The organism is Marilutibacter maris (assembly GCF_003233695.1).
Taxonomy (GTDB): Bacteria; Pseudomonadota; Gammaproteobacteria; order Xanthomonadales; family Xanthomonadaceae; genus Marilutibacter; species Marilutibacter maris.
On sequence record NZ_CP029843.1, the window covers coordinates 3,962,835 to 3,987,566 of the forward strand.

At 66.2% G+C, this 24,732-nt stretch carries 27 protein-coding genes; 8 read left to right on the plus strand and 19 right to left on the minus strand.

Features of this window, described 5'->3' with window-relative positions; all coding sequences use genetic code 11:
* Positions 1-99 precede the first annotated feature (99 nt).
* Genes C9I47_RS17090 through C9I47_RS17100 form a run of 3 tightly spaced genes read right to left on the minus strand, consistent with a single transcriptional unit; the run spans position 100 to position 1,246 of the window.
* Complete coding sequence (locus C9I47_RS17090; protein WP_145985556.1) at positions 100-570, minus strand: energy transducer TonB; 471 nt, start codon at positions 568-570, stop codon at positions 100-102.
* Complete coding sequence (locus tag C9I47_RS17095; RefSeq protein ID WP_111267821.1) at positions 570-1,061, minus strand: YfbM family protein; 492 nt, start codon at positions 1,059-1,061, stop codon at positions 570-572. The genes C9I47_RS17090 and C9I47_RS17095 overlap by 1 nt, the downstream gene beginning before the upstream one ends.
* Positions 1,061-1,246, minus strand: a complete 186-nt coding sequence (locus C9I47_RS17100; RefSeq protein WP_111267822.1) for a hypothetical protein — start codon at positions 1,244-1,246, stop codon at positions 1,061-1,063. Before C9I47_RS17100 ends, C9I47_RS17095 begins: the two co-directional genes overlap by 1 nt.
* Before the next feature lie 248 nt (positions 1,247-1,494).
* Between C9I47_RS17100 and C9I47_RS17105 the strand changes: the two genes are divergently transcribed.
* Both C9I47_RS17105 and C9I47_RS17110 read left to right on the plus strand, forming a co-directional pair.
* Entirely contained in the window at positions 1,495-3,156 is a 1,662-nt protein-coding gene (locus C9I47_RS17105) for a hypothetical protein (RefSeq protein WP_111267823.1), read from the plus strand.
* Between the two features lie 84 nt (positions 3,157-3,240).
* On the plus strand, positions 3,241-3,516 hold the full coding sequence (locus C9I47_RS17110; protein WP_111267824.1) for a hypothetical protein: 276 nt from the start codon (positions 3,241-3,243) through the stop codon (positions 3,514-3,516).
* On the opposite strand, the gene C9I47_RS17115 is transcribed toward C9I47_RS17110, so the two are convergent.
* Together C9I47_RS17115 and C9I47_RS17120 are read right to left on the minus strand one after the other, a co-directional pair.
* Positions 3,447-3,977 carry a DUF1294 domain-containing protein gene (locus C9I47_RS17115; RefSeq protein WP_111267825.1) on the minus strand — a complete coding sequence of 177 codons (531 nt, stop codon included), beginning with the start codon at positions 3,975-3,977 and terminating at the stop codon, positions 3,447-3,449. The two genes, C9I47_RS17110 and C9I47_RS17115, sit on opposite strands and share 70 nt — an antisense overlap.
* Complete coding sequence (locus C9I47_RS17120; RefSeq protein ID WP_145985557.1) at positions 3,964-4,299, minus strand: hypothetical protein; 336 nt, start codon at positions 4,297-4,299, stop codon at positions 3,964-3,966. The genes C9I47_RS17115 and C9I47_RS17120 overlap by 14 nt, the downstream gene beginning before the upstream one ends.
* A gap of 215 nt (positions 4,300-4,514) precedes the next feature.
* Between C9I47_RS17120 and C9I47_RS17125 the strand changes: the two genes are divergently transcribed.
* Positions 4,515-5,081 carry a hypothetical protein gene (locus C9I47_RS17125; protein WP_145985558.1) on the plus strand — a complete coding sequence of 189 codons (567 nt, stop codon included), beginning with the start codon at positions 4,515-4,517 and terminating at the stop codon, positions 5,079-5,081.
* Between the two features lie 134 nt (positions 5,082-5,215).
* Here C9I47_RS17125 and C9I47_RS17130 read toward each other — a convergent pair whose 3' ends face one another.
* The 10 genes from C9I47_RS17130 to C9I47_RS17175 form a co-directional block, all read right to left on the minus strand.
* On the minus strand, positions 5,216-5,677 hold the full coding sequence (locus C9I47_RS17130; RefSeq protein WP_145985559.1) for a hypothetical protein: 462 nt from the start codon (positions 5,675-5,677) through the stop codon (positions 5,216-5,218).
* Between the two features lie 60 nt (positions 5,678-5,737).
* Positions 5,738-6,160, minus strand: a complete 423-nt coding sequence (locus C9I47_RS17135; protein ID WP_111267829.1) for a hypothetical protein — start codon at positions 6,158-6,160, stop codon at positions 5,738-5,740.
* Positions 6,161-6,254: 94 nt separating this feature from the next.
* Complete coding sequence (locus tag C9I47_RS17140) at positions 6,255-6,959, minus strand: tetratricopeptide repeat protein (RefSeq protein ID WP_190238551.1); 705 nt, start codon at positions 6,957-6,959, stop codon at positions 6,255-6,257.
* A gap of 186 nt (positions 6,960-7,145) precedes the next feature.
* Positions 7,146-7,499: a hypothetical protein gene (locus tag C9I47_RS17145; RefSeq protein ID WP_111267831.1), complete on the minus strand. Its 354-nt coding sequence runs from the start codon at positions 7,497-7,499 to the stop codon at positions 7,146-7,148.
* Between the two features lie 186 nt (positions 7,500-7,685).
* Complete coding sequence (locus C9I47_RS17150; RefSeq protein WP_111267832.1) at positions 7,686-8,078, minus strand: hypothetical protein; 393 nt, start codon at positions 8,076-8,078, stop codon at positions 7,686-7,688.
* Positions 8,079-8,183: 105 nt separating this feature from the next.
* On the minus strand, positions 8,184-8,501 hold the full coding sequence (locus C9I47_RS17155) for a hypothetical protein (RefSeq protein WP_145985560.1): 318 nt from the start codon (positions 8,499-8,501) through the stop codon (positions 8,184-8,186).
* 32 nt (positions 8,502-8,533) lie between these two features.
* Positions 8,534-9,669 (minus strand): IS3 family transposase gene (locus tag C9I47_RS17160; protein WP_111265113.1). Its coding sequence is split into 2 segments (ribosomal slippage): positions 8,534-9,414 and positions 9,414-9,669, totalling 1,137 coding nucleotides; the frame shifts between segments, so codons are not numbered across the junction.
* Positions 9,670-10,075: 406 nt separating this feature from the next.
* Positions 10,076-10,378 carry a hypothetical protein gene (locus C9I47_RS17165; protein WP_111267834.1) on the minus strand — a complete coding sequence of 101 codons (303 nt, stop codon included), beginning with the start codon at positions 10,376-10,378 and terminating at the stop codon, positions 10,076-10,078.
* Positions 10,375-10,713, minus strand: coding sequence for a DUF6984 family protein (locus tag C9I47_RS17170; protein ID WP_111267835.1), 339 nt, complete (start codon positions 10,711-10,713; stop codon positions 10,375-10,377). The genes C9I47_RS17165 and C9I47_RS17170 overlap by 4 nt, the downstream gene beginning before the upstream one ends.
* A gap of 58 nt (positions 10,714-10,771) precedes the next feature.
* Complete coding sequence (locus C9I47_RS17175) at positions 10,772-11,062, minus strand: hypothetical protein (RefSeq protein ID WP_111267836.1); 291 nt, start codon at positions 11,060-11,062, stop codon at positions 10,772-10,774.
* Positions 11,063-11,134: 72 nt separating this feature from the next.
* On the opposite strand from C9I47_RS17175, the gene C9I47_RS17180 reads away from it, so the two are divergent.
* Together C9I47_RS17180 and C9I47_RS17185 are read left to right on the plus strand one after the other, a co-directional pair.
* The gene (locus C9I47_RS17180) at positions 11,135-11,455 is read left to right on the plus strand and encodes a transposase (RefSeq protein WP_111264920.1); all 321 of its coding nucleotides are present in this window, start codon (positions 11,135-11,137) and stop codon (positions 11,453-11,455) included.
* Positions 11,437-12,297, plus strand: coding sequence for an IS3 family transposase (locus C9I47_RS17185; RefSeq protein ID WP_262982925.1), 861 nt, complete (start codon positions 11,437-11,439; stop codon positions 12,295-12,297). Before C9I47_RS17180 ends, C9I47_RS17185 begins: the two co-directional genes overlap by 19 nt.
* 285 nt (positions 12,298-12,582) lie before the next feature.
* On the opposite strand, the gene C9I47_RS17190 is transcribed toward C9I47_RS17185, so the two are convergent.
* Both C9I47_RS17190 and C9I47_RS17195 read right to left on the minus strand, forming a co-directional pair.
* Positions 12,583-13,209: an MAE_28990/MAE_18760 family HEPN-like nuclease gene (locus C9I47_RS17190; protein WP_111267837.1), complete on the minus strand. Its 627-nt coding sequence runs from the start codon at positions 13,207-13,209 to the stop codon at positions 12,583-12,585.
* A gap of 2 nt (positions 13,210-13,211) precedes the next feature.
* Complete coding sequence (locus C9I47_RS17195; protein WP_223250204.1) at positions 13,212-14,381, minus strand: DUF262 domain-containing protein; 1,170 nt, start codon at positions 14,379-14,381, stop codon at positions 13,212-13,214.
* A gap of 318 nt (positions 14,382-14,699) precedes the next feature.
* Between C9I47_RS17195 and C9I47_RS17200 the strand changes: the two genes are divergently transcribed.
* Positions 14,700-18,422: an indolepyruvate ferredoxin oxidoreductase family protein gene (locus C9I47_RS17200; protein ID WP_111267839.1), complete on the plus strand. Its 3,723-nt coding sequence runs from the start codon at positions 14,700-14,702 to the stop codon at positions 18,420-18,422.
* A 1,007-nt stretch (positions 18,423-19,429) separates the two neighbouring features.
* Here the strand turns inward: C9I47_RS17200 and C9I47_RS17205 are convergent.
* Together C9I47_RS17205 and C9I47_RS17210 are read right to left on the minus strand one after the other, a co-directional pair.
* Positions 19,430-20,056, minus strand: coding sequence for a DUF938 domain-containing protein (locus tag C9I47_RS17205; protein WP_111267840.1), 627 nt, complete (start codon positions 20,054-20,056; stop codon positions 19,430-19,432).
* A gap of 54 nt (positions 20,057-20,110) precedes the next feature.
* The gene (locus tag C9I47_RS17210) at positions 20,111-20,785 is read right to left on the minus strand and encodes a hypothetical protein (RefSeq protein WP_111267841.1); all 675 of its coding nucleotides are present in this window, start codon (positions 20,783-20,785) and stop codon (positions 20,111-20,113) included.
* A gap of 156 nt (positions 20,786-20,941) precedes the next feature.
* Here C9I47_RS17210 and C9I47_RS17215 point away from each other — a divergent pair, with 156 nt between their 5' ends.
* Both C9I47_RS17215 and C9I47_RS17220 read left to right on the plus strand, forming a co-directional pair.
* Positions 20,942-23,449, plus strand: coding sequence for a DEAD/DEAH box helicase (locus tag C9I47_RS17215; protein WP_111267842.1), 2,508 nt, complete (start codon positions 20,942-20,944; stop codon positions 23,447-23,449).
* Between the two features lie 363 nt (positions 23,450-23,812).
* Positions 23,813-24,715, plus strand: coding sequence for a ribonuclease H-like domain-containing protein (locus C9I47_RS17220; RefSeq protein ID WP_111267843.1), 903 nt, complete (start codon positions 23,813-23,815; stop codon positions 24,713-24,715).
* The last annotated feature ends 17 nt before the right edge of the window (positions 24,716-24,732 follow it).

Below are 24,732 nucleotides of genomic sequence, written 5' to 3' on the forward strand. Positions count from 1 at the left end.
GAAGGCAAACGCTCTTCGTAGGAGCGGCGTAAGCCGCGATGAGGCTTTCATTGAACGCCCGGTCGCGGCTCACGCCGCTCCTACCTATCGCGGGCGTGCTCAATCCGCGCTTGCCTCGGGCCGGCAGCCGGTGCCTTTCACGACCACCCCGTTCACCACGTCCTCGCAACCCCGGTACGGCAGCGCGACCGACAGAGTGAAACGCCCATCGACCGGTTTGCCGCCACAGGTCGCCTGCACATAGGTCGAACTGCCTGCAATCCGCAGTGCGTCCCTGTCCAGGCTCCTGGAGCCGCTGGAACGCGCGACCCTGACCGCCTGGAACCCGGGCGCAGAATCCGGCGTCACCACGACCTCGAGCAGGGTCACCGCTTTGGGCGCCGCAGGCCACTGGCGTTCGGCCGCTTCGATCGCCGAGGTGTCCAGCTCAAGCAGTTCGGGGCCGACGTAATCCTTGCATCCGCTCTCCGACAGCGCCTGCGCGTCGCTGTCGAAGGCCGCTAGCGACACGCTGCACAACACGGCGAAGGCCATGCCCGACGCCCGGATGGGTCGCTTCGTTGCGGACATCAACAGATCCACAGCAGCACCCCGTCGCCGCGTCCGGCAGCATCGCGATAGAACTGCAGCAGCTCGCGGTAGTGTTCGAGCAGATAGTCCAGCGCCTCGTCGCCGTCCCTGACCCAGATGCTGTCCGGGTAGACACCGGCCGCCTCCATGGCCTGCGGCGCATAGCGCGCGCGCAGCTCCGACACGTCTATCAGCGCATCGGCGATCGTCCTCACCCGCTCCGCCCGCAGCAGCCGTGCCGGACCGTAGCCCATGTCATCGCCGATCGGCTCGCCACCCAGGATCGCCTGGCCCAATGGCCCGTCGCCGGGATCGGCGCTGCCGTGGAGCAGGTAGTGGATACCGTGCCAGGCCTTGTCGACGTCGATGGAATTGTCCGGATCGCCGTCGCCATTGTCCGGATAGAGATACCCCTCGATCCGGCCCGGATCGGCCTCCAGCTCGGCAAGCGTCTTCGTGTCGACCGCGGCAAAGCATCCTGCCATTCCCATCAGACTTCTCCTTGTTGAAAGACATTCCGGTCCGGACCGGCCGCGCCCCACTCGCGCAGGCGGCGGTTGGCCACCTCCGCCGACAGCGCACCGAGGCGCTGAAGGTGCCAGACCAGATGGATCGCAAGCAACTGCAGATGGCCCTGGGCGATCGTTTCGATCGCGGGGGTGCACGCCGACAGCACGAACCGACGCCGCCCGGACGGCGATTGCGAGCGCCAAGGAACACGCACCTCGCAGACATCCCATGCACACCGATGTCGCGGAACACCGCTCGTCGGCGCATACGGCCCCGCAGTGCCGGTGGCCGACAGCGCGCGCTACCCTTGGCGAGCCCGGCCCCGGCCATCGCCACGCGCCCGGGGCCACGAGGCGTCCGCAAGGGATCCGGAAGGAGCCGCCGATGTTTCGCCATGGATTTCGCCACGGAACCGTGAGCTCGATCTCCCGTCGTACAGGGCCTCGCACCTGGGCGGCCCTGGCCCTGGTACTGACGTGCTCCGCCGGCATCGCCGCGCCACCGCCGCGACCGACCGGCCCGCCCACGCTGCGGCTGTCTCCGGCCGCGATCGAAGCGCTGCGCGCGCAGGTACCCGAGGCGACGCTGGCCTTCCATCAATCCGGCGAGATCCGTCGCCAGATCGACAGCGTCTACGTCGACCCGGCCGGTCGCGCGCATGGCGTCGCCTTCGAAAGCAATCTCGGCCGCGACGCAAAGATCGCCCGGGTGCGCTGGCAGGTCGCCCGCGCACCGTTCCATGGCGATGTCGACCACCCGGTCGGGCTGCTGCTCAGCGGCGACAGCGATCAGCGGGTGTTCGAGGTCGATTTCGCCGAGGTCGCGCGCAAGGCCGGACTCGCCAACGCCCCCAAGGCCGGCGCGGCACGGATGAGCCCGGCGGCGGCGGTCGCAGGTCGCTCCGGGCTGGAACGCCGGGTCGCCGTTCCCGGCACCCCGCCGGATGCGCCGTCGGCCGGCACCCCCGCCCTCTCGCGCGGCGCGGTCAGCGGCGCCCTCGCCTCGCTGCGCCTGCTCAATCCGCCGCGTTTCTACGTGCGTGCGATACCGGTGAACGCCAGCGGGGCGGTGTCGGGACGGCCCTCACCCGGCCTGCCGGTGATCTGGGCCGCGGCCCCGGTCCCGGCGACCGACATGTCGAGTTTCGAGGTCGTCTCCAGCGTCCCGTTCGACCTGCGGGTCGCCGCGTTCCGCTATGTGCCGTCGGTGACCACCGAGAACTGGCCGGCCGGTTGCGAACCGATCCCGCGCGACGAGGGCAAGGATGCGCTCGACGTGATCGGCGAGGCGCCGGGCGCCGTCGTCGATCTGGTCAACTGGGCATCGGAAGCCTATTCCGACCTCAAGAAGATGGTCGTCTCGGTGATGGCCTCGCTGCTGCCCTTCGTGCCCGAGAGCGTGGTGTCGCTGGCCCTGGATTCGGCGCTGGCGGCGGCCGGCCTGCCGCCTTCGATCCCCAACGTCGACGCGCTGATGGAGGGCGGCGCCGACTACCTGGCCGTACAGATGGCCGCACAAATCCCGACTCCGGCCTCCGGCCCGCTGGCCGAGATGGCGGCCGACGAGGCGCGCCGGCAGATCCGCGACAGGACCAAGGAAGCGCTGCTGGAAGCGGCCCAGGACATCGCCCGCCAGCGCGCCGCCGCCACCCGCTGGTGCACGCGCCACGTCAGCGAACCGTATTTCGAGGTCACCGTCCGCAATGCCGGCAGCGCCGCCGCCGAGCAGGTCGGCCTGCACGTCAGCGACTCGGCCGGCCTGTTCGAGAAGGTCACCCTGCCGATCGAGCGCATCGAGGCGGGCGAGCAACTGGTGCTCCCGGTCGCCTATCGCCAGGCCAAGGACATCCCGGTCCGCTATGTCTCGCAGATACCGCGCATCGATCGCGCCAATGCCAGGAGCGCGTGGTGGGATCGCTACCAGTCCACGCCGCTGTCGTTCCAGTTCGCGCTGCCGCAGCGCCGCGACTGCTACGGCGACGGCCGCTGTCAGGCCTCGATGCGGATCGCCTACACCACCCCGACCCGGCTCTGGGACAACGGTCCGCCGTTCATGATGCTGCAGCAGAGCCAGTAGCCGGAAGACCATGGGCCTGCGACTTTCCCGGCCCCTCGGGAGGGTCTACCCTGCTCCCGGTTTCCACCCCGCCCCTGCTAGCCAATGCCGCCGATCAAGATCCTCGACATCTATTTCGTCCTGGCGACGACGGCCAAGCTGGCGCTTCTGCTGTCCGGGCACGACTGGAAGCACGCGGCGGCATTCCTGGCGGCGAGCCTGCTGATCTACTGGCACTGGCATCACTTCAAGCACGACCAGGACATGCACTGGGGCCCGCTCTTCAACGGCGCCTACGAGGGCGGCGCCAATCAGGCCGAGCGCCGCAACATGATCGGGTGCCTGTTCGCATTCCACGCCGTGCTGCTGTTCGTCGCCTGAAACAGGCACCCGGGCCCGGCCGGGCAAGCGCTCCCGGTCGCATCCTTCGGGGCCGGCACGCCGCCCGCCGACAGCAACCACCCCGCCACCGCGACATTGACCACGACGGTGACCCAGAACATCGCCTGAAACGAAGTCTTCGCGGTCTTGTGGCGGAACTGCTGCTGGGCGATCAGGGCGCCGGGCCATCCGCCCAGCAGGTCGAACAGATGCAGGGTCTTCTCCGGCGTACGCCGCGCTCCCCGGCCGGCGGCGGCCTTGTCCCAACCGTACAGGAGCAGTGACATGCCGCTGGCGACGAAGTAGGCGATCGCGACGGCGCGCGGGACCACCCCGACCAGCGCCGCGGCGGCCAGGACCAGCAGGACGATCACACCGATCGCGGTCCGCGGCAGCCCCCGACGATCCGCGCCGTCCCTGCCGGCCTTGCGCCTGCCTCTGTTTGCTTTACCCGAAGACATGCGATCCCTCTCCCAGACGCTGGGCCAGCGCGGTCAGCGACAGGACCATCACCAGCCCCAGGCCCGCCGCGCCGATCGTCAGCCACACGCGCAGGCCGCGCAGGGCAGCGGCCGCCGGGCTGTCGCCCGATATCGCCGCCGACAACCGCGTCATATGACGCCCGACGAAGAAGCCGATCGACCCCAGCAGCGCGTAGATCGAGGCGACCACCAGACTGATCGCCAGCACCTTGCCGGGCCCGGCCCGGACGCCATCGCCGGCAACGATCAGGGCATTGGCCCAGCACAGCGCGCTGACCAGCGGGAACAGGATTCTTACCATGCGTTAACACCTCTGGCGATGCGCAAAAGCCTGTCGACGATGGAAGTCGCCAACCGCAATGACCGTCCCGAGCGTATCAGCCGCATCCACCGGGCCTCGCATTCCGTCATGACATGCCCCCTCATTCTCACTGCCTGCCCATGCCTCGCGGAAGCAGGGCCTGAATTCCGCGGCGACTGCGTTGATCGTGATGCCCCCTTTTTCGGAGAGGTATCATGAACAGAGTATCGCTTTGGACAATCGTGCTTTCGGGCGCGGCGCTGGTGGCTTCGCCCGCCGTGTTGGCCGACGACAAGGACGCGACCGACGCGGCGCTGATCGCGCGGGCGATGAGCGCGGGACCGATGCAGATCGCCGCGCAGGCGAAGATCATGGACCACGACGGCAAGGTGCTGCGGGAAGGCTCCAATGGCTGGACCTGCATGCCGAGCATGGGCCCGGGCATGGACGTGCCGATGTGCAACGACGCGACCTGGATGGCCTTCATGCAGGCGTTCGCGCACAGGCAGGCGCCGGACCCGGTCAGTGTGGGCATCTCCTACATGTTCGGCGGCGACATCGCGACCAACAACGACGACCCGTTCGACACCACCCAGGACCCGGGCGAACCCTGGGTGACCGAGGGCCCGCACATCATGGTGATCGTCCCGGACCCCGAGTCCTCGCTCAAGGACATGACCAACGACCCCAACGCGGGCGGCCCGTACGTGATGTACAAGAACACCCCGTACGCGCACATCATGATCCCGACCGGTCCGCGCCCGGTCGCCACGGAGAAGTAGGCCGGCCTGTGCGCTCCGCCTCGCGGGACGTCGATCCGCAAGGACCGATCGCGCCGACCCGCGACGTCCATCCGGTTGCAGACCCGGACGGACCTCAGCCCGCGATGCGGCGCGGTGTCGGTCCGGTCGAACCGTCAGGCTGCGTTCGCGATCTTCGGAAGATAGAAATATGCCACCAGCAGGCTGGTGGTGAAGAACAGTGCCAGTGAGAAGTTGAGGGCGCCTATCGTGAGAGCGGCATTGACCTTGACCTCGACAGTCTTGCGGGAGCGCCAGACAAGAATTCCGATCGCAGCGGATACGACGGCAATCGCCCATGCAACGGGCTGCACAAGCGGCAACCAATTGGCATGCGTCTGCGAGATGGCCGGGATGATCGGCCCGAACGAGCCGAGATGTGTCGGCGGATAGAGCGCCAGAACGGCCGGCACCAGGGCGCCAGCAACCATCATCGCGGCGATGCCGCCCGCATGGACCAGGACCGCTATCAACTTGAACATATGAGCTGGAACCTCGGCTGGAGCCGACAACGCATCGGCATCGGAGGGATGCCCGGTCAGGGTACCTTGCGCCGCCCGCGACGAGAATGCAGCCAACAAACCATCCGTACGCCCTCTCCCGGGCTCGCAACGACCGGCCTCGGTCCAGTCCACCCGTCAGTCGCCCTGGACGGCAACGACTCCAGGTTCCCTGGCGATCAGCAGTGTACCGACCTCTTGATTGGGTGCCGCCGGAGCGGAACCGGACAGCCTGATCCCAACCTGGCCGCTGCCCATAGGCTTCAGGGTTGCGATGAGGCTGGCCACACCCTGCCCGAACGGGAGCGGTGGTTCCACGGAGGCGACCACCGAAGGCGATTCGTCAGGCGATGAAGGCGCGGCCACCCACTGCACGAGGGCATGGGACACCACATGCTCAAAGCCGTCGTTGACCACAACGACCCGATAGGTCCCGGTGCATCCGTTGGCCTCCCAGTGGCCGCCGGACACAACGCTCACGACCTCCGGTGGGACGACGGTCTGACCGAACGCCGGCGCGGCCAGCAGGAGCGAAAGCAGATATGCGCAGAGTCTTGGCATTGGCAGCAGGTCCTTGGACAGGTCGAACCGAAATTGCCGGATCCACCTCCAGCCACCCCTGCGTCAAGGCGCTTACCCGGGCATCTTCTCGGACCTAGGCCATATCCCGGTGGATCCGGGTCGCCTCGACGTAGCGCAGGTAGGTGTCGCGGTGCTCGCTGAAGCGGTCCGCGCCTTCCTGGAAGGCCTTCTCGGCCTCGTCGAACTCGCCGAGCTTCAGCAGGCACTCGCCGCGGGAGAAGAACGCGGTGTGACCGTTGGGATTGACCCGCAGCGAGGCTTCGAAGTCCGCCCGGGCCTTGTCGTACTCGCCCAGGTCCATGTGGGTGAAGCCGCGGTTGTCGATCGCCTCGTGGAACATCGGGAACAACTCCACCGCCCGCGTGTACTCCTCGATCGCCTCGGCGCCGCGGTCGCCGTCGCTCAGGGCGTTCGCGGTCATGTAGTGGGCGTTCGCCTGCGACACGACCAGCTCCAGGTCCTGCCCGGTGGCCTCGATATAGCGCGGAAAGTCGGTGTGCTTGAGGTACTCGTGGAATCCGTCGAGCTCCTCATCGGCGACCGGGCGCGAGCACAGCACCTCGCCGTCGCGCTTGAAGCCGAGCGAATCGATCGGGACATGCCGGGCCAGCACGGTCAGGGCATCGAGCCCCTCCGCGGACGGCCGGGTGGCCGTGGGCGCGTAGCAAAGGCAATGGAAGGTCCTGCTCCCGTCCGGCCACGCATCCACGGCCAGGATCCGGGTCGTCGCCCACTCGCCGTTGTCGCGTCGGGAAACGATGACATCGCCTGCTTTCAAGACTACCTCCATGTACGTGTCTGATCCGGGTCGGGGTGCGCCTGCGCACGGCGCGGCATCCGCCACGCATCCGGAGGAGTTGAGCATGTTCGGGTGGGGAAGTCGACTTTGCGCCTTGCTGTCGAGTCGGCTGTCTTCCTGCGCGAGAATAGACCCTGGCCGCTGTTCTTTTGTTCGACCCACTTCCTATACGGAGCCCATGGGATCGATCCCCGCCTCTTCGAGCATACGGGCTTTCGTCTTCATGGACGGAACGAACGACGCAACCATCGCCACGCACCAATACAGATGAATCAGGACCGGTATGGGTTCAGGAATCTGCAGCTCGACAATCAGCAGCCCCAGTTGCATCGCGATCAGGAGACCCGAGACCATCAAAGTGATAGCCACGGCACCACGCCAGGTCGCGGGATCTCCCATGCCCGTCCGGCGATGGATCTCACGTCTGGCCACAACGGCAGCAAGTTTTGTCCCCAACCAAGCCAGGATCGCGTAATACAGCGTCACTTCCGCGACTACAAGTGCGATTTTCACTTCCATGCAATCGCCCACTCGCCGTTGTCGCGTCGGGAAACGATGACATCGCCTGCTTTCAAGACTACCTCCATGTACGTGTCTGATCCGGGTCGGGGTGCGCCTGCGCACGGCGCGGCATCCGCCACGCATCCGGAGGAGTTGAGCATGTTCGGGAGGGGAAGTCGACTGCGACTCCCACTCCTTGAGCCGTCAGGCTTGCAACTTCAGCAACAATGGGCGCACGTACTTCTCGTCGGCGTGGGTGTCCGGACCGTCGCCTTCATGCACATACTCCCCCGCCTCAAACGCGGTGAACACCGCCCAGGCGTAGTCCGGCATCCCCCTGTCCGTGTCGAGGTGATGGCAGTAGGCGTACAACCCGTTCATGGCCCTGTCGGCATCGTCGTAGGACAAGACCCGGGCCAGGTACGTGTCCGCCACACGCCTGGAGAAGCGGTCGCAAAACAGCTCATGCGGCTCCGTGGTGGCGAAGCCGGCCCATGCGTCGGAAAAACGGGATGCCCGAGCGACATGCATGATGAGACGGTCAAGCGACAGATCGTCGAGGTGGATATCCAGACCGGGCGCGTTGTCGATCGTCATGCCAGCCATCGTAGATCAAGAGCAAGCACAGTCTCCGAGGGACAAGGCGTGATGACAATGCAACTCGCACTTCGAGCCTGCCAATGAATCCGACCCTTTCCCCCGTCAGCGCGCGTGCGCCTGCTTGAACAGGGCGCTGAGCTCCTCACCGCTGTAGAAGCGGACATGGGAGATCGGGTAGTCGCCCGGGAAGGTGATGATGGGCCCATAGATGTATCCGTTCACATCGCCGACCCGATACATGCTCTGCATGACGGTGAGGTCGTAGTACTCGCACTCATAGTGCGTCGTACCGCCATCCGACTCGCCACTGTCAGGGGCGTCCTTGCAGGCGGGGGGATGACCGCCAAGCACCAGGTCGATGTCCTTCTCCGCCGCCAGCACCGCGGATCGCGCGGGCTCGGGCAGCCTGGAGGCATCCACCCCCACTGACCTGCCCCCGATAGCCGTACCAGTCATTCCTGACAAAGTCCGGGATTGAAGGTTACTGCGTTGTTGGCTTGTTGTGCTCGGTGGTTGGCAGCGAACTGCGATGGCGGGATGCGGCCGCAGCTGCTGTGCGGTCGAACCTCGTTGTAATCACGTCTCCAGTCGGCGATGACGTCACGGGCTTGGGCGAGTGACGTGAACCAATGCTCGTTCAGGCATTCGTCGCGGAACTTTCCGTTGAAGCTCTCGATGTAGCCGTTCTGCATCGGCCGGCCGGGTTCGATCAGCAGGTGTTCGATGCCGTGCTGCTGCGTCCAGGCGATGAAGGCGCGGCTGGTGAACTCCGGGCCGTTGTCAGTGCGCACGGCACGGGGATGGCCGCGGAAGCAGGCCGCCTGATCCAACATGCGCACGACGTAGGCGCCGCTGATGCCATGGTCGACCACGATGTCGACGCACTCGTGGCTGAAGTCGTCGGCGACGGTCAGGCACTTCAACCGGCGGCCATTGGCCAGGGCGTCGCTCACGAAATCCATGCTCCAGACCGCGTTAGGCTGGTTCGCCTGCAACAAGGGCTGGCGTTCTACAACCGGCCGCTTGGCCTTCCGGCGACGACACACGGCCAAGTTCGCCTCGCGGTACAGGCGATAGACCTTCTTGTGGTTCACGTTCGGGAACTCCGGGCGCAGCAAGTCGTGCAGGCGGCGATAGCCGAAGCGCCGGCGCAGCTGAGCCAGTTCGATGATCCGGGCCGACAGCGTCTGTGTAGCAGGTGTTGGGACCGGCTCGTTGCGGAAGGCATCGCGGGATAGCCCCGCAAGGCGGCAGGCCCGGCGCTCGCTCAATTTCGTGTGTTCAAGCATGCGCCGGACCACCTCGCGCTTGCGTTGCGGGGCTAGCGTTTTACCCCGAAGCCGACCTTCAGCGCCTCGATGTCCAGGTGGGCCTCGGCCAGCAACCGCTTCAGCCGGTTGTTCTCAGCCTCCAGCTCCTTCAGTCGCTTGGCGTCTTCGGCTTCCATCCCGCCGTACTTGGCCCGCCACTGGTAGAAGCTGGCCGGGCTGAAGCCGTGCTGGCGGGCCAGCTCGGCGACCGCCATGCCGGCCTCGACCTGCTTCAGGAACCCAATGATCTGCTCGGTGGTGAATCGACTCTTGCGCATGTCCGTCCTCTCGGGTTGACGGACTTTACCCAGATTCGACTGGTATGGCTCAGTGGGGGCAGGTCACCACGAAGAACGTTGCCGTCGACTCGGACACGCGGTCGACACTGACCGGCTGGGGCGCCTGACCCGAACACCCCGCGGCGACAAGGATGGATACGGCGGCAGCTGCGATGGTCCTCATGGGCATCAACCTTTGGATGTGGCGTGCGGGGATCAGGAGCATGGCAAGTCGATTTCAGTTCCCACGCCTATCTCCTACGTCTTAGCGGGAGGCTCCAGCAAAATGAACCTGACCCCTTTTATCCAACCCAGTCCTTCATGTCTTCACGAGTTGCCATCTCTCCCCTGGTAGCGGTCAGAAGTCGCGGCTACATGACGCAACAACATCAATCTTGTCGAACGATCACGCGCGTCCAGTCCATAACCGTGCCAGCTTGACGAAACCGGCCTGCAACAGCATTGGAAGCATGCCAAAGACAAGAACGCAGAAGATCACCGAGCCAACCAGGACCCCTGCCAGGTTCATCGCATAGAGGAGCCAGTCCAGGAACCCCTCCGGACCCGCAACACGCTCCGAGCGAATCGCGATGGAGCCCAGTGCGGGCACAAGGCCCAGCACGGCACCCACGGCCGCGGTGCATATGATCGTCTGCCTGAATTGCGCTCTATCCATCGTGCTCCTGTCTGACTCACCCTGCATCTTCATGACTCAGGCATGCCGCAGGGTGGGCCGGCACGCAGGTCCGCGCGGGCGGGCCACGTCAGCAGCGGGCTGAAATCCACCTTGAAGACATCGATTTCAAATGGAGCGCCGACCTCGTCGAGATTGAGCACGACCGAGACCAGCTCCCCATCCGAATCGTGGAAGTGACACTCGGCAGCGGATGAACCATAACGCCCCCCTGGTGACTGTATGGCCAGGCCGCCCATGCCGCCGTCTTCCATTGGCTCCACGCGCAGTGCGTCCAGGTCTACCGGTAGCCCCGCCAGCTCGAACAGGTAGCCGGCTAGGGGACGTTCGCAATCCAGCAATCTTCTCATGAGCGTTCGTCACCATGCCTTGCGCTTCGCCACGGAACGGCCCAGGTAATGAAGTTGGTCAATCCCTAATACGCTGCCACTGGCCTGCCGACGTTCCGAACTGCTGAGCGGCCTGCGCGAACGCCTCCTCCAGTGTCGGATGCCAGGTATCGCCATCGAGGTGCGGATGGCCACTGGACTGGCTCACCAGCAGGAAGCCTTCGGACAGGGCATGGATCACGAGACGCAGCTGCGCGGAATGACGATGTGGCGGCCGAGGCGCGGCGCCGGCGGGAAGCCAATCCTGCGGGTCCAGGCCATCGATGGCCACCGAATGCTCTGCAATTTCGAACAGCGGACGCTCATTCATGGAAACAAATGAACCTGGACTGGCCCGCCTTTCACAGACACCTGAAAATGGGGACAACCCCGGAGGTGTTTGATGGTAAGGCAGAAGTTCACCGCAGAGTTCAAGCGCGAGGCGGTGCGGTTGCTGGAGCGCGGCGACAAGCCGGCTACCCAGCTGGCGCTGGAGTTGGGCGTACCGCGTAACCGGCTCTACAAATGGCGCGATGCGATTGCCACTGATGGGGATCAGGCGTTCCGTGGCTCTGGCCGGCGTTCGCCACAGCAGCAGGAGCTAGCCCAACTGCGCCGGCAGGTCGCTCGGCTAGAGCAGGAAAACACGATCTTAAAAAAAGCGACGGCGTACTTCGCGAGCGCATCCAAGCGCGGTACGCCTGGATCGACGGACAACGGATGACGTTTCCTCTGACAGACCTGTGCCGGGCGCTGAAGGTGTCGCTCAGCGGCTATCACGCCTGGAAGCGGCGTCCACCAAGCACCAGGGCAACGGAAGACGTGAAGCTGGCGGCAGTTATCGCAGCCACGCACCGGGAACTTCGAGAGAGCTATGGAAGCCGTCGTCTGTGGCGTGAGTTGCGTCGGCGTGGCATCGACTGCGGACGCCATCGAATGGATCGCCTTCGTCGAGAGTTCGGCCTGTGGACGCGCCGCCGACGCCGCTTCTTGCGTGCTCGCGCCGCCTATCAGCGCACGCCAGCGGCACCACGGCTATGCTCGTGGCCGTTTGCCGCACCGACGCCGGACCGGCTGTGGGTCGGCGACATCACGCAGTTGCCCACGCGCGAAGGGCCGCTCCACTTCGCGGCCCTGATCGACGCCTGCAGCCGACGCGTTGTTGGCTGGGCGATGGACAACCACCAGCGGCTCGATCTCACCGAGCGCGCCCTCGATATGGCCTTGCAGCAGCGTCGCCCCAAGCCGGGTCTGATCCTTCACCATGACCGCGGTAGCCAGTACACCGGCGCCCGTTACCGGGCCAAAGCGGAGGCAGCGAAAATCCGTCTGAGCATGAGCAGGCCGGGGTTGCCCTACGACAACGCCATGGCCGAGAGTTTCTTCGCCACCCTCAAGCACGAGATTGGTGACGACAGACCCTTTGAAAGCCGCGAAGCCGCACGCATGGCAGTGTTCGAGTATGTCGAACTCTTCTACAACCGCATCCGCATGCACTCGGCACTGGGCTACCAATCACCCGTGCAGGCGGAGAGGAACTATCTATCGGTCAGGCTTGTATCCTGACCACCTGTCTGTGAAAGCCGGGGCAGTCCAACCTGACCCTTTTTCCGTTCTGGAGCGCGTCCTGGGCCAGGCATGTGGAATGCACGGTCAGGGAAGCCACGAGCATGACGAGCTTGATCTTGAACATGGGCATATGGGCCATGGAGCTCAATAGCAGGGGCGGCTTGCGCTGTTGTCCTGGTAGGACGTGGTACCGGAGTCGACCGCCTTCATGCGTGAAAGTCGACTCCGACCCCGGTTCTGGAATGAACCCGGCTCCTTTTGCTGACCCCTGTTCTTCATCCCTCATTCGATGCCCGCTCCGAAAGGAACGCCCTGCAGCTTTTCTTCAATCTGAAATGCCAGATCATAAATAACTTCGTAAACCACATCTTCGTATGATTTGTAGTACTTAAACTCGGGAATAATGTTGTTCTCACCATGCGCTATCCCGTTCCTTCGAGCCACCAGTGTAGACAGCTTTGCTTGGTGCTCCTCCACCTTTGCAGGGGATAAGTCCGCAGACTTCATGAGCTCAATCAGAACACTTGGCCAAAGATTTGACCTCGTATCGACCTCCGGAAACTCAGGGATTTGATCGAGATAGGAAGTTGAGAATGACTCAATCTCCCCAAGAAAAACTGAGATCGGCAAATTCCTAAGCTTCACAAATGCATCATTTAGCGCGAGAACCTTCATGGGATTTGGAAGATCGGCGCACTTAATACCTGAGCCCTGCGCAGCATCAAAGAATATATTAAGGGCATTCTTACAGAAACCCTCGTAGTGGGCGTAGAGCAAAGCCCATGCAGCACGCAGCAGGACAGCACTCTGAGAAGAAGTTACTGACTTCGACAACAACAGGAGCCTCATAGACGCGATTTCCGTCTCGCGCCAGTCAAGATCTCTTGTTATAGAATCCAGAACACTCATACTTACTGAAAATGCTCAGCAACAACTTTAATTCTTTCCTCTAGCTTTGGAATTGTATTCGCGCCAGGTCCGGTTGAGTCCAAGAACCGCTGATCACCATAAGCCGTGACCAGCCTTTTTCGAACCTCGTCATTGTCGAGTGTGGCTATAAAATCAAAGCAACTCGAAAAAGCATGTGCTGTCGCCTCATAGTACGCAGGCGCCAATCGTCCGGTCGGCTCACCCTCGTCCGTGAATCGCGTGAATGCCGCGTCTCCCAACTTTTCAGCGACTAAATCGAACGCCCTCTCGAAGTTTTCTTTCTGCTGCTCAAGGTCAAACTCGACTCTTCCGAAGAGAATCGACTCCATGATGGAGTCGAGCCACTCTTCGATGTTTCCGTGATATTGATCGCGAAACAATGTCACCGCGAAGAAACGAAGCACGAGCTCTTCATCAGCGCGGCGCTCTTTGAAAGTTTCGGGAAGCCGGCTAGTTGCCTTGGCAAAGGCAGGATACTTCGCCATCTCCTGAATCGCATCGTAGAAAATGTCACCACCCTCAACCATACGCGAGCTACAATTTCGTATTTCTTGGGCCGACAGCAATGACCCACCAGTATTCAACCGTTTAAACATCTCATACTTTACGAAAGCATCCCCCGACTTGTTTATAATTGTTGCACGTATAGGCGACCTTTTAATCTTCAAGCGCACAGCCAAAGGAAGACTAGCGAAAGTCTTGCCGTTCAGTTCATCAAGAATATCGCAGCCTATTAGCTTGAGCTCCGACTCCCCGATGGCATCATGGTCCAGAAACTGCAGCACGGAGCTTGTTCTTTGTAACCCGTCAATCAGCTCCAGAACCCCGGACGGCCCTTCGACAAGAAAAATTGGAGGGATAGGCAGCCCGAGGACGATCGACTCAATCAGCCTTGAGCGCTGCTCAAGACTCCATCGAAAAAGCCGCTGATATTCAGGGCGAATGATAATTTCCTTATCATTATGGAGATTGAGAAGCTCGCCGAATGAGAAATCTACGGCCGTAGTACGAATTTCACGTTCCAACAGATCATTTTCCGCCATTGCATCAAACCTCAATATATAGTTTTGCTTCGGACGACAGCGCGTCAAATAGCGATCGGGCCGCCCTCCGCCTACGACAGAAGGGTCTAACGTTTGAGTATGCTTCAACGTTCCGATATCTCCTCAGGTCCGAGGCGGCAATGTTCTGAATTTACTACGAATCGCACAGCGAGCTGCACCCTACTTTCATTGAACCGCCCCTAGAACTATCCCATTTCTACTTCCCCATACCCCACCGTACGCCTCGGCCCCAACCGCTAACCCCGCTCCCGGCCGTCACCCCTCACGGTCGACCAAGGCCGCATTGCTATAATTTCGAGTCTTTGCTCGGACCCTGACCCGTGCCCGCCGGCGTTGCCGCGGACCTGGGGCATGGCGCCGGGCGTTCTCCCGCAGCCACAGGCGATCCCCCGCCCGGAGCCACGTATGACCAGTACGTCCGAACTTTCCGACCCGTCCTCGGCCAACACTTCGCTGACCAACAGCGTGATGGACCCGGACTACTCGCTGGACCACAAGTACACCCGCGAGGCCGGTCGCATCTATCTGTCGGGCGTGCAGGCGCTGGTGCGGCTGCCGCTGATGCAGCGGCTGCGCGACCAGGCCGCGGGGCTGGATACCGCCGGCTTCGTGTCCGGCTATCGCGGCTCGCCGCTGGGCGGTTTCGATCTGGAGCTGTGGCGCGCGCGCAAGCACCTGGAGAAGGCCGGGGTGAAGTTCACTCCGGGCCTGAACGAGGACCTGGGCGCGACCATGGTCTGGGGCACCCAGCAGACCAATCTGTTCCCGGGCGCGAAGCACGATGGCGTGTTCGGCATGTGGTACGGCAAGGGCCCGGGCGTGGACCGCTGCGGCGACGTGTTCAAGCACGCCAACGCCGCCGGCACCTCGCCGCGCGGCGGCGTGCTGGCGCTGGCCGCCGACGACCACGCCTGCCGCAGCTCGACCCTGCCGCACGGTTCCGAGCACGAGTTCGTCAGCGCGATGATGCCGGTGCTGAACCCGGCCGGGGTGCAGGACATCCTCGACATGGGCCTGATCGGCTGGGCGATGAGCCGCTACACCGGGCGCTGGGTCGGCTTCAAGACGATCGCCGAGACGGTGGAGTCCTCGGCCTCGGTCGACGTCAATCCGCTGGCGTTGCAGATCGCGATGCCGGAGGACTTCGAGCTGCCGCCGGGCGGGCTCAACATCCGCTGGCCGGACCCGCCGATGGAACAGGAAATGCGCCTGCACCAGTACGCGGTGAAGGCGGCGCAGGCGTTCGCGCGCGCCAACCGCATCGACCGGATGGTGATCGACTCGCCGAATCCGCGGCTGGGCATCGTCACCACCGGCAAGAGCTACCTGGACGTGCTGCAGGCGCTGGAATACCTGGGCCTGGACGAGCGCGCCTGCGCCGATCTGGGCATCCGCGTCTACAAGGTCGGCATGACCTGGCCGCTGGAGCCGATCGGCATCCGCGCGTTCGCGCGCGGGCTGCAGGACATCGTGGTGGTGGAGGAGAAGCATTCCTTCATCGAGAGCCAGATGAAGGAGCTGTTCTACAACTTCGACGGGCAACGGCCGTCGATCGTCGGCAAGTACGACGAGTCCGGCGAGTGGATCCTGCCGTCGACCTCGGAACTGACCCCGGCGCGGATCGCCGGCGTGATCGCGCGCCGCATCCAGAAGTTCCACGACAGCGAGCAGATGCGCGAGGTGCTGCGCTGGATGGAGCAGAAGGAGTCGGCGCTGGCGCTGCCGCGCGCGCAGTTCCCGCGCGTGCCGCACTACTGCTCGGGCTGCCCGCACAACACCTCGACGGTGGTGCCGGAGGGCTCGCGGGCGCTGGGCGGCATCGGCTGCCACTACATGGTCACCTGGATGGACCGCAGCACCGACACCTTCACCCACATGGGCGGCGAAGGCGTGACCTGGGCCGGCCAGGCCGCGTTCACCGACACCCCGCACGTGTTCCAGAACCTCGGCGACGGCACCTACTTCCACTCCGGCTCGCTGGCGATCCGCCAGTCGATCGCCGCCGGGGTCAACATCACCTACAAGATCCTCTACAACGACGCGGTCGCGATGACCGGCGGCCAGCCGGTCGACGGCACCCTGAGCGTGCCGCAGATCGCCCACCAGGTCCGCAGCGAGGGCGTGTACACGATCGTGGTGGTGTCCGACGACGTGTCCAAGTGGTCGAAGCGCGAGCTGTTCCCGTCCGATGTGGAGTTCTTCGACCGCCGCGAGCTGGACGCGGTGCAGAAGCGCCTGCGCGAGGTCAAGGGCGTGTCGGTGCTGATCTACGACCAGGTCTGCGCGACCGAGAAGCGCCGCCGCCGCAAGCGCGGCAAGATGGTCGACCCGGCCAAGCGGGTGATGATCAACTCGCTGGTCTGCGAGGGCTGCGGCGACTGCGGCAAGAAGTCGTTCTGCGTGTCGGTGCTGCCGAAGGAGACCGAGTTCGGGCGCAAGCGCGAGATCGACCAGAGCAACTGCAACAAGGACTTCAGCTGCGTCAACGGCTTCTGTCCGAGCTTCGTCACCGTCGAGGGCGGCGATCTGAAAAAGGGCGTGTCCGGCAAGAGCGGGGCCGCGTCCAACGCCAAGGAGCGCCTGGGCGACCTGCCGATGCCGCAGCTGCCGGCGCTGGAGCAGCCCTGGAACATCCTGATCACCGGCGTCGGCGGCACCGGCGTGGTCACCATCGGCGCGCTGCTGGGCATGGCCGGGCACCTGGAGGGCAAGGGCGCGACCGTGCTCGACCAGACCGGCCTGGCGCAGAAGGGCGGCGCGGTCACCACCCACATCCGCATCGCGCGGACGCCGGCGGACCTGCACGCGGTGCGCATCGCCGCCGGCGAGGCCGACCTGGTGCTGGGCTGCGACATGGTGGTGGTCAACGACTACTGGGCGCTGTCGAAGATCCGCGAGGGTCGCAGCCAGGTCGTGCTCAACAGCTACGAGGCGATGCCGGGCACCTTCACCACCCGCCCGGACATGGAGTTCCCGGCCAACGACATCATCCAGGCGATCAGCACCGCGATGGGCGAAGGCGGCCAGCCGCACGTGGTCGACGCGACCCAGGTCGCGACCGCACTGCTGGGCAACGCGATCGGCAGCAACCTGTTCCTGCTCGGCTATGCCTGGCAGCAGGGCCTGGTGCCGGTGTCGTTCGACGCGCTGATGCGCGCGGTCGAGCTCAACGGCGCCGCGATCGAGATGAACAAGACCGCGTTCGCCTGGGGCCGGCTGGCCGCGATCGACCTGCCGGCGGTGCTGGCCGCGGCCGGCATCGTGCCCAGCGCGCCGGCCGCCGCCGCGCATCCGAACGTACTGCCGATGCTGGAGCCGGGCGCATGGGAGAGCACCGAGTGGGGTTCGACCTCGGCGCCTCGCGCGACCCGCGACGAGGACGAGCTGCGCCATCTGCCCAACGCGCTGGGCAATGCCAAGTCCGATGCCGACAGCGTCGCCTTCCTGCCGCTGGACGACGAGCGCCTGTCGCGCTCGCTGGACGAACTGATCGCGCGCCGGATCAGCTTCCTGACCGAGTACCAGGACGCCGCCTACGCCGCGCGCTACAGCAGCTTCGTCACCCGCGTGCGTGACGCCGAGCAGGGCAAGGCGCCGGGCAGCACCGACCTGACCGAGGCGGTCGCCCGCTACGCGTTCAAGCTGATGGCCTACAAGGACGAGTACGAGGTCGCCCGCCTGTACACCAGCGGCGAGTTCCTGCGCCGGCTGGAGCAGCAGTTCGACGGCGACTACAAACTCAAATTCCACCTGGCGCCGCCGCTGCTGGCGAAGAAGAACGACAAGGGTGAGCTGGTCAAGTCCGAGTACGGCCCGTGGGTGCTCACCGCGTTCAAGTGGCTGGCGAAGCTGCGCAAGCTGCGCGGCGGCACCTTCGACGTGTTCGGCTACACCGAGGAGCGGCGGATGGAGCGGCGGATGATCGAGGAGTACTTCGCCACGATCGAATCGCTGCTGCCGAAGCTGGACGCCGGCAACGTCGCCCTGGCCGCCGAGATCGCCTCGATCCCCGAGCACGTGCGCGGCTACGGCCACGTCAAGGAAGCGCACCTGCACAAGGCCAAGGCCCGCGAGGCCGAATTGCTGGCGGAATGGAACAACCCGCTGCGGGTGGTCCAGGTCGCGTAGGCGCCCGGCCGTCACCGAAGCAGCAGGCAGTCCCGGAAGGCCCCGCGCGAGCGGGGCCTTTTTTGTTTCTCGTAGGAGCGGCGCGGGTGCCGGCACTGGATCGCGATGTCGGCCAGCGCTGGCACCCGCCGGACAGGGTGTGTCCCAGACGAGGACTGGTCCGCCTTTCGCAGGAGCGGCGTGAGCCGCGATGAAGCCTTCCCATGAAAGCCTGATCGCGGCTTACGCCGCTCCTACAGGATGTCTGGGCAATCGCTCACGGCCACGCGTCGGCATGATCGCCTGCAGCAAACAGGGCAGCCTCCGACTCGCCTTTACCCCGCCTTTCGCAGGAGCGGCGTGAGCCGCGATCCCCGGGCGGCGCCCCGGAATCCCCAAAGTTTGCTGCGCAAACCTTGGGCCCCGCCGGTGCGCTGCCACACCCCCATTCGCGCTGCGCGCGAATCGCCCCCCTCACTCAGGGGGATGGGCTCATGGGACAGGCGAATGTCCATCTGCTCTTCGTAGGAGCGGCGTAAGCCGCGATGAAGCCTTCCCATGAAAGCCCGATCGCGGCTTACGCCGCTCCTACAGGATGTCTGGGCAGTCGCTCACGGCAACGCGTCGGCATGACCGCCTGCAGCAGACGGGACAACCTGTGACTAGCCTTTACCCCGCCTTTCGTAGGAGCGGCGTGAGCCGCGATCCCCGGGCTGCGCCCGGGAATCCCCAAAGTTTGCTGCGCAAACCTTGGGCCCCGCCGGTGCGCTGCCACACCCCCATTCGCGCTGCGCGCGAATCGCCCCCCTCACTCAGGGGGGCTGGGCCAGACCGTTCCATGAAAGCCCGATCGCGGCTTACGCCGCTCCTACGGGATGTCCGGCAGTCGCTCACGGCAACGCGTCGGCATGACCGCCTGCCGCAGACGGGACAGCCTCCGACTCGCCTTTACCCCGCCTTTCGCAGGAGCGGCGTGAGCCGCGATCCCCGGGCAGCGCCCGGGAATCCCCAAAAGGGGCACCCAACCCTCAGCGTCGCCAGACCAGGCAGCGGTTGTTGGCCGGCATCGCCACGTCCTCGATCAGCGTCAGGCCGATACCGCGGGCCAGCGTATTCACCGCCTCGAAGTCGCGGATGCCCGAGGCCGGGTCGCGCGCCTTCAGCCAGGCGTCGAACTCGCGGTTGCTGGCGCTGGTGTAGTCGCCGTCGTAGTTGAAGGGACCGTAGACGACGACGGTCGCGGTCTCGGCCAGCACCGTCGACAGGCCGGCGAACAGCGCCTGCACCTGCGGCCAGCCCATGATGTGCAGGGTATTGGCGCTGAACACCGCGTCGAAGGCGGGCGCGTCGTGCGGCAGCGGCGGCGCCAGCCCGGGCACCGGCTCGACAGTCGCGGCCAGCTCCAGCGGCGGCGGCGTGTTGGCCAGCGCGGCCTCGTCCAGCCAGGCGCGGATGCCGGGCAGATGCGCAGCGACGTCGCTGCACTGCCAGCGCAGCCACGGCATCGCCGCGGCGAAGTGCACCGCGTGCTGGCCGCTGCCGCTGCCGATTTCCAGCACCTGGCGCGCATCGACGAAGCGGCGTCGCAGCACATCGAGGATCGGTTCGCGATTGCGCTCGCAGGCCGGCGAGAACGGTTTGGGGTCGTGGTCCATGCCCACAGCATGAAGGCTGGCGCCGGCCACGGCGAGCCGGCGCCCGCGCGACCGCTACGGCAGGCACAGATCCTCGTCGTCGAACAGCTCGCCCAGGGTGGCCTCGGGGCGCTCGCCCAGCGCGCGCGCCATGCAGGCGGCGTCCTTGACCGTCCTCGCGTCCTCGCGCCAGTCGCACCAGGCCGGATTGGTCCTGCCGAAGGTGCGCTTGCGCCAGGTGTTGCGCGGCCCGCCGCACTGGGTCGCGGCCGGGAACGCGTACCAGAGGCCGCCGTCGTGCTTGCGGTTGAAACCGGTGACCTGGCAGGCGCCATCGTTGTAGCGGCAGACCCGCGCGCACTGCTGCAGTTCTTCGCGCGGCAGCGACGACGGGCAACCGCGATTGTCGTACTCGAGATTGCATTCGCAGTAGTCGTTGGGGGCGCTGGCGATGCGGGTGACCTGGTAGCGGATCGCGTAGGCGTTGGCCTGGGCCGCCACCGCGAGGATCGAGCGGAAGGCCACCGCATCGGTCGCATTGGCCTCCTGCAGCGACTGGAACGGGCGCCCCTGGGCGTCCTCGTCGATCGGCAGCCGCGACTGCAGACGGTATACGTGCACGGTCTCGCAGGGGTCGCCGTCGGGACAGTCGGCGCGCGCCGGCGCACTCCAACCCGCCAGCATCGATGCCAGCAGCGCCATCGCCGCCATCGCCATGCCCCGCCCGCGCCATGTCTCGATCCGGTCCATCCATCACCTCCTGGTCGTCGTCGATGACGGACCGGCAGACGGCCGGCCCTGTCACCGACTCCAACGCCGCCGCGGGCGCAGCGTGAACCGGCGCCCGTCTCACCGGCTGAGACGGGGCTCTGGCCCACTGGCCGCCTCTGGACGGGCGAGACGGCGATGGCACGGGCACTGGCGCGGTACGACGATGGCGAGACACTGGCGTTCGGGACCGCGACCCCGCCGGTCCCGGTCCGCGGCGACGGCGGCACCCTGACCTCGCGGTTGGCGCGGCGTTACCGCGACCGCATCACCGGCCACTTCACCCTGCCCGGCCGCGAGGGCCGCTACGCCGAGCTGCCGGCCGACCTGCCGCCGGCACTGGCGGCGGCATTGCGCGCGCGCGGCATCGAGCGGCTGTATTCGCACCAGGCCGAGGCCTGGGCGGCGAGCCGGCGCGGCGAGCACGTCGCCGTGGTCACCCCGACCGCCTCGGGCAAGTCGCTGTGCTACACCCTGCCGGTGGTGGCCGCGGCAATGCAGGGCCGCGCCGCCGCCGCCGGCTCGAAGGCGGCGGGCTCGAAGGCGCCGGGGTCGAAGGCGTTGTTCCTGTTTCCGACCAAGGCGCTGGCGCAGGACCAGGTCGCCGAACTGCTGGAACTCAGCCGCGCCGGCGATCTGGGCCTGAAGGCCTTCACCTTCGACGGCGACACCCCCGGCGATGCGCGCCAGGCGATCCGCCTGCACGGCGACATCGTGGTCTCCAACCCGGACATGCTGCATCAGGCGATCCTGCCGCATCACACCAAGTGGGCGCAGTTCTTCGAGAACCTGCGGTACGTGGTGATCGACGAGATCCACAGCTACCGCGGCGTGTTCGGCAGCCACGTGACCAATGTGCTGCGGCGGCTCAAGCGGATCTGCGCGTTCTACGGCGCGTCGCCGCGCTTCATCCTGTGCTCGGCGACGATCGGCAACCCGCGCGAGCACGCGCAGGCGCTGATCGAGGCGCCGGTGACCGCGATCGAGCAGTCCGGCGCCCCCAGCGGCGACCGCCACGTGCTGTTGTGGAACCCGCCGGTGGTCAATCCCGACCTCGGCCTGCGCGCCTCGGCGCGCTCGCAGAGCAACCGGATCGCACGGATCGCGATCAAGGCCGGGCTCAAGACCCTGGTCTTCGCGCAGTCGCGGACCATGGTCGAGGTGCTGACCAAGTACCTCAAGGACGTGTTCGACCACGACCCGCGCAAGCCGCCGCGGATCCGCGCCTACCGTGGCGGCTATCTGCCCGGCGAGCGGCGCGCGGCCGAGCGCGAGATGCGCGCCGGCGGCGTCGACGGCATCGTCAGCACCTCGGCGCTGGAGCTGGGCGTGGACATCGGCGCGCTCGACGTGGTCGTGCTCAACGGTTATCCCGGCAGCGTCGCCGCGACCTGGCAGCGCTTCGGCCGCGCCGGCCGCCGCAGCCAGCCGGCGCTGGGGGTGATGGTGGCCAGCTCGCAGCCGCTGGACCAGTACGTGGTGCGGCATCCGGAGTTCTTCGCCGAGGCCCCGCCCGAGCACGCGCGCACCGCCCCGGACCAGCCGCTGATCCTGTTCGACCACATCCGCTGCGCGGCGTTCGAGCTGCCGTTCGAGGCCGGCGAGCGCTACGGCCCGATCGAGCCCACGCCCTACCTGGAGGTGCTGGCCGAGAGCGAGGTCGTGCACCGCGAGGGCGAGCGCTGGGAATGGATCGCCGACAGCTACCCGGCCAACGCGGTGTCGCTGCGCGCGGTCGCCGACGGCAACTTCGTCGTCGTCGACCGCAGCGACGGCCGCCAGACCATCATCGCCGAGGTCGACTACTCGGCCGCCGCGCTGACCCTGTACGAGGGCGCGATCCACATGATCCAGAGCACGCCCTACCAGGTCGAGCGGCTGGACTGGGACGGCCGCAAGGCCTACGTCACCCGCACCCACGTCGACTACTACACCGACGCCATCGACTACACCCGGCTGAAGCTGCTCGAGCGCTTCCAGGGCGGGCGCGCCGGCGCCGGCGAGTCCGGCCACGGCGAGGTCCACGTGGTGCGGCGGGTGTCGGGCTACAAGAAGATCCGCTACTACACCCACGAGAACATCGGCTACGGCCCGGTCAATCTGCCCGACCAGGAGCTGCACACCACCGCGGCGTGGTGGCAGCTGCCGCAGGCCGCGCTGCTGGCCTGGTTCGGCTCGCGACAGGAGGCGCTGGACGGGTTCCTCGGCGCCGCCCACGCCCTGCACCTGGTCGCCAGCGTCGCGGTGATGGCCGATGCGCGCGATCTGCAGAAATCGGTCGGCAACGGCGACGGCAGCTGGTTCGCGACCGCCGACGCCGATGGCCGCGGCCGTCTGCGCGGCGCCGACGGCGCCGAGCGCAACCTCGACGACGAGGCCCGCTTCACCCCGACCGTCTACCTGTACGACAACTTTCCCGGTGGTGTCGGTCTCAGCGAACCGCTGTGGCAACGGCAGGCGGAGCTGGTCCAGCGCGCGTGCGAGCTGGTCGAACGCTGCGACTGCCACGCCGGCTGCCCGGCCTGCGTCGGCCCGATCCTCGCCGCCGACGAGTCCGTCGGCGACACCGACACCGCCACGACCACCCCCAAGGCCCTGGCCCGGCGCGTGCTCGGCCTGCTGCAGGACACCGACGATGCGCGCTAGCGACGCCGCGCCTGCGGGATGTCCTGCAACCGCTCACGGCGACGCTTCGGCATGGCCGTCCGTGGCGAACGGGACGACCGCGACCCGCCTCTGCCCCGTCTTTCGTAGGAGCGGCGCAAGCCGCGATCGGGCTTTCATGGGAAGGCTTCATCGCGGCTTACGCCGCTCCTACGAAGAGCAGAACGGCATTCGCCTGTCCCATCATCTCCGCTTGCGCCGTGCCGAGGCATACATCCACCCGCTCGCACGAACACCGCGCGCATCTGCCGCCTGTAGGAGCGGCGTAGGCCGCGATGGGACTTTCGCGTCGAACCCGATCGCGGCTCACGCCGCTCCTATGGAATCCTCTCGGAAGCGTCTGCGATGAGCGCGGCGATCGAGCGTCTGCGGGTATTGCAACGCCAGGCCGGACAACCGGCGGCGGTTACGACGGCCGTGGCGATCGCGCGCGCGTCCGCCGGCGACGATGCGGCGGCGCTGCGGCGCCTGCTCGGCGTGCGTACCCGCAGCCGGGTGACGGTCGCCAGCGACGCCGCCGACCGCGCCCTGCCCGGCGAGGAGATCGCGCCGGGCCTGCGCTTGATCGTCGAGCACCTGCCGTTCGCGCCGCCGGGCCAACCGCTGCCGCTGGCCTTCGCCCGCCGCGATGAATCGGTGGCACCGTCGCGATTGCTGTTCTTCGATACCGAGACCACCGGCCTGGCCGGCGGCACCGGTACCCGCGCGTTCCAGATCGGCGCCGCCGACTGGCACCACGACCCGCTGCACGGTCCGGGGCTGCGGGTGCGCCAATTGCTGATGACGACGATGGCCGCCGAGCGGGCGATGCTGGATACCTTCGCCACCTGGCTGCGCGCGGACACCCTGCTGTGCAGCTACAACGGCCGCTGCTACGACGCCCCACTGCTGAAGGCGCGCTACCGGCTGGCGCGGATGCGCGATCCGATCGCCGCGCTGGATCACCTGGACCTGCTGTTCCCGACCCGCCGCTTCCACAAGGGCCGCTGGGCCGACTGCCGGTTGGCGACGGTCGAACGCGAGCTGCTGGGCATCGTCCGCGAGGACGACCTGCCCGGTGCGCAGGCACCGGCGGCGTGGCTGTCCTACCTGCGCGGCGGCAGCGCGTCGCGACTGCGACGGGTCTGCGCGCACAACCGCCAGGACGTGATCACCCTGGCGCGGCTGTTGTTGTCGCTGGCGGCCAGCGCGGACGACGTCGCGATCGCGTTGCCCGGCCTTCATGCCGCGCGCACGGCCGGGGTGTAGGCTGCGGCCATCTTTCC

Bases quoted from the DNA above. Each gene is read 5' to 3' on its own strand.
- C9I47_RS17190 (WP_111267837.1), bottom strand. From the start codon at position 13,209: ATGAGTGTTCTGGATTCTATAACAAGAGATCTTGACTGGCGCGAGACG.
- C9I47_RS17145 (WP_111267831.1), bottom strand. From the start codon at position 7,499: ATGGAAGTGAAAATCGCACTTGTAGTCGCGGAAGTGACGCTGTATTAC.
- C9I47_RS17115 (WP_111267825.1), bottom strand. From the start codon at position 3,977: ATGTCTTCGGGTAAAGCAAACAGAGGCAGGCGCAAGGCCGGCAGGGAC.
- C9I47_RS17220 (WP_111267843.1), top strand. From the start codon at position 23,813: ATGAGCGCGGCGATCGAGCGTCTGCGGGTATTGCAACGCCAGGCCGGA.
- C9I47_RS17110 (WP_111267824.1), top strand. From the start codon at position 3,241: ATGCCGCCGATCAAGATCCTCGACATCTATTTCGTCCTGGCGACGACG.
- C9I47_RS17120 (WP_145985557.1), bottom strand. From the start codon at position 4,299: ATGGTAAGAATCCTGTTCCCGCTGGTCAGCGCGCTGTGCTGGGCCAAT.
- C9I47_RS17150 (WP_111267832.1), bottom strand. From the start codon at position 8,078: ATGACGATCGACAACGCGCCCGGTCTGGATATCCACCTCGACGATCTG.
- C9I47_RS17125 (WP_145985558.1), top strand. From the start codon at position 4,515: ATGAACAGAGTATCGCTTTGGACAATCGTGCTTTCGGGCGCGGCGCTG.
- C9I47_RS17170 (WP_111267835.1), bottom strand. From the start codon at position 10,713: ATGAGAAGATTGCTGGATTGCGAACGTCCCCTAGCCGGCTACCTGTTC.
- C9I47_RS17090 (WP_145985556.1), bottom strand. From the start codon at position 570: ATGTCCGCAACGAAGCGACCCATCCGGGCGTCGGGCATGGCCTTCGCC.
- C9I47_RS17215 (WP_111267842.1), top strand. From the start codon at position 20,942: ATGGCACGGGCACTGGCGCGGTACGACGATGGCGAGACACTGGCGTTC.
- C9I47_RS17175 (WP_111267836.1), bottom strand. From the start codon at position 11,062: ATGAATGAGCGTCCGCTGTTCGAAATTGCAGAGCATTCGGTGGCCATC.
- C9I47_RS17135 (WP_111267829.1), bottom strand. From the start codon at position 6,160: ATGCCAAGACTCTGCGCATATCTGCTTTCGCTCCTGCTGGCCGCGCCG.
- C9I47_RS17205 (WP_111267840.1), bottom strand. From the start codon at position 20,056: ATGGACCACGACCCCAAACCGTTCTCGCCGGCCTGCGAGCGCAATCGC.
- C9I47_RS17180 (WP_111264920.1), top strand. From the start codon at position 11,135: ATGGTAAGGCAGAAGTTCACCGCAGAGTTCAAGCGCGAGGCGGTGCGG.
- C9I47_RS17200 (WP_111267839.1), top strand. From the start codon at position 14,700: ATGACCAGTACGTCCGAACTTTCCGACCCGTCCTCGGCCAACACTTCG.
- C9I47_RS17165 (WP_111267834.1), bottom strand. From the start codon at position 10,378: ATGAAGATGCAGGGTGAGTCAGACAGGAGCACGATGGATAGAGCGCAA.
- C9I47_RS17095 (WP_111267821.1), bottom strand. From the start codon at position 1,061: ATGGGAATGGCAGGATGCTTTGCCGCGGTCGACACGAAGACGCTTGCC.
- C9I47_RS17210 (WP_111267841.1), bottom strand. From the start codon at position 20,785: ATGGACCGGATCGAGACATGGCGCGGGCGGGGCATGGCGATGGCGGCG.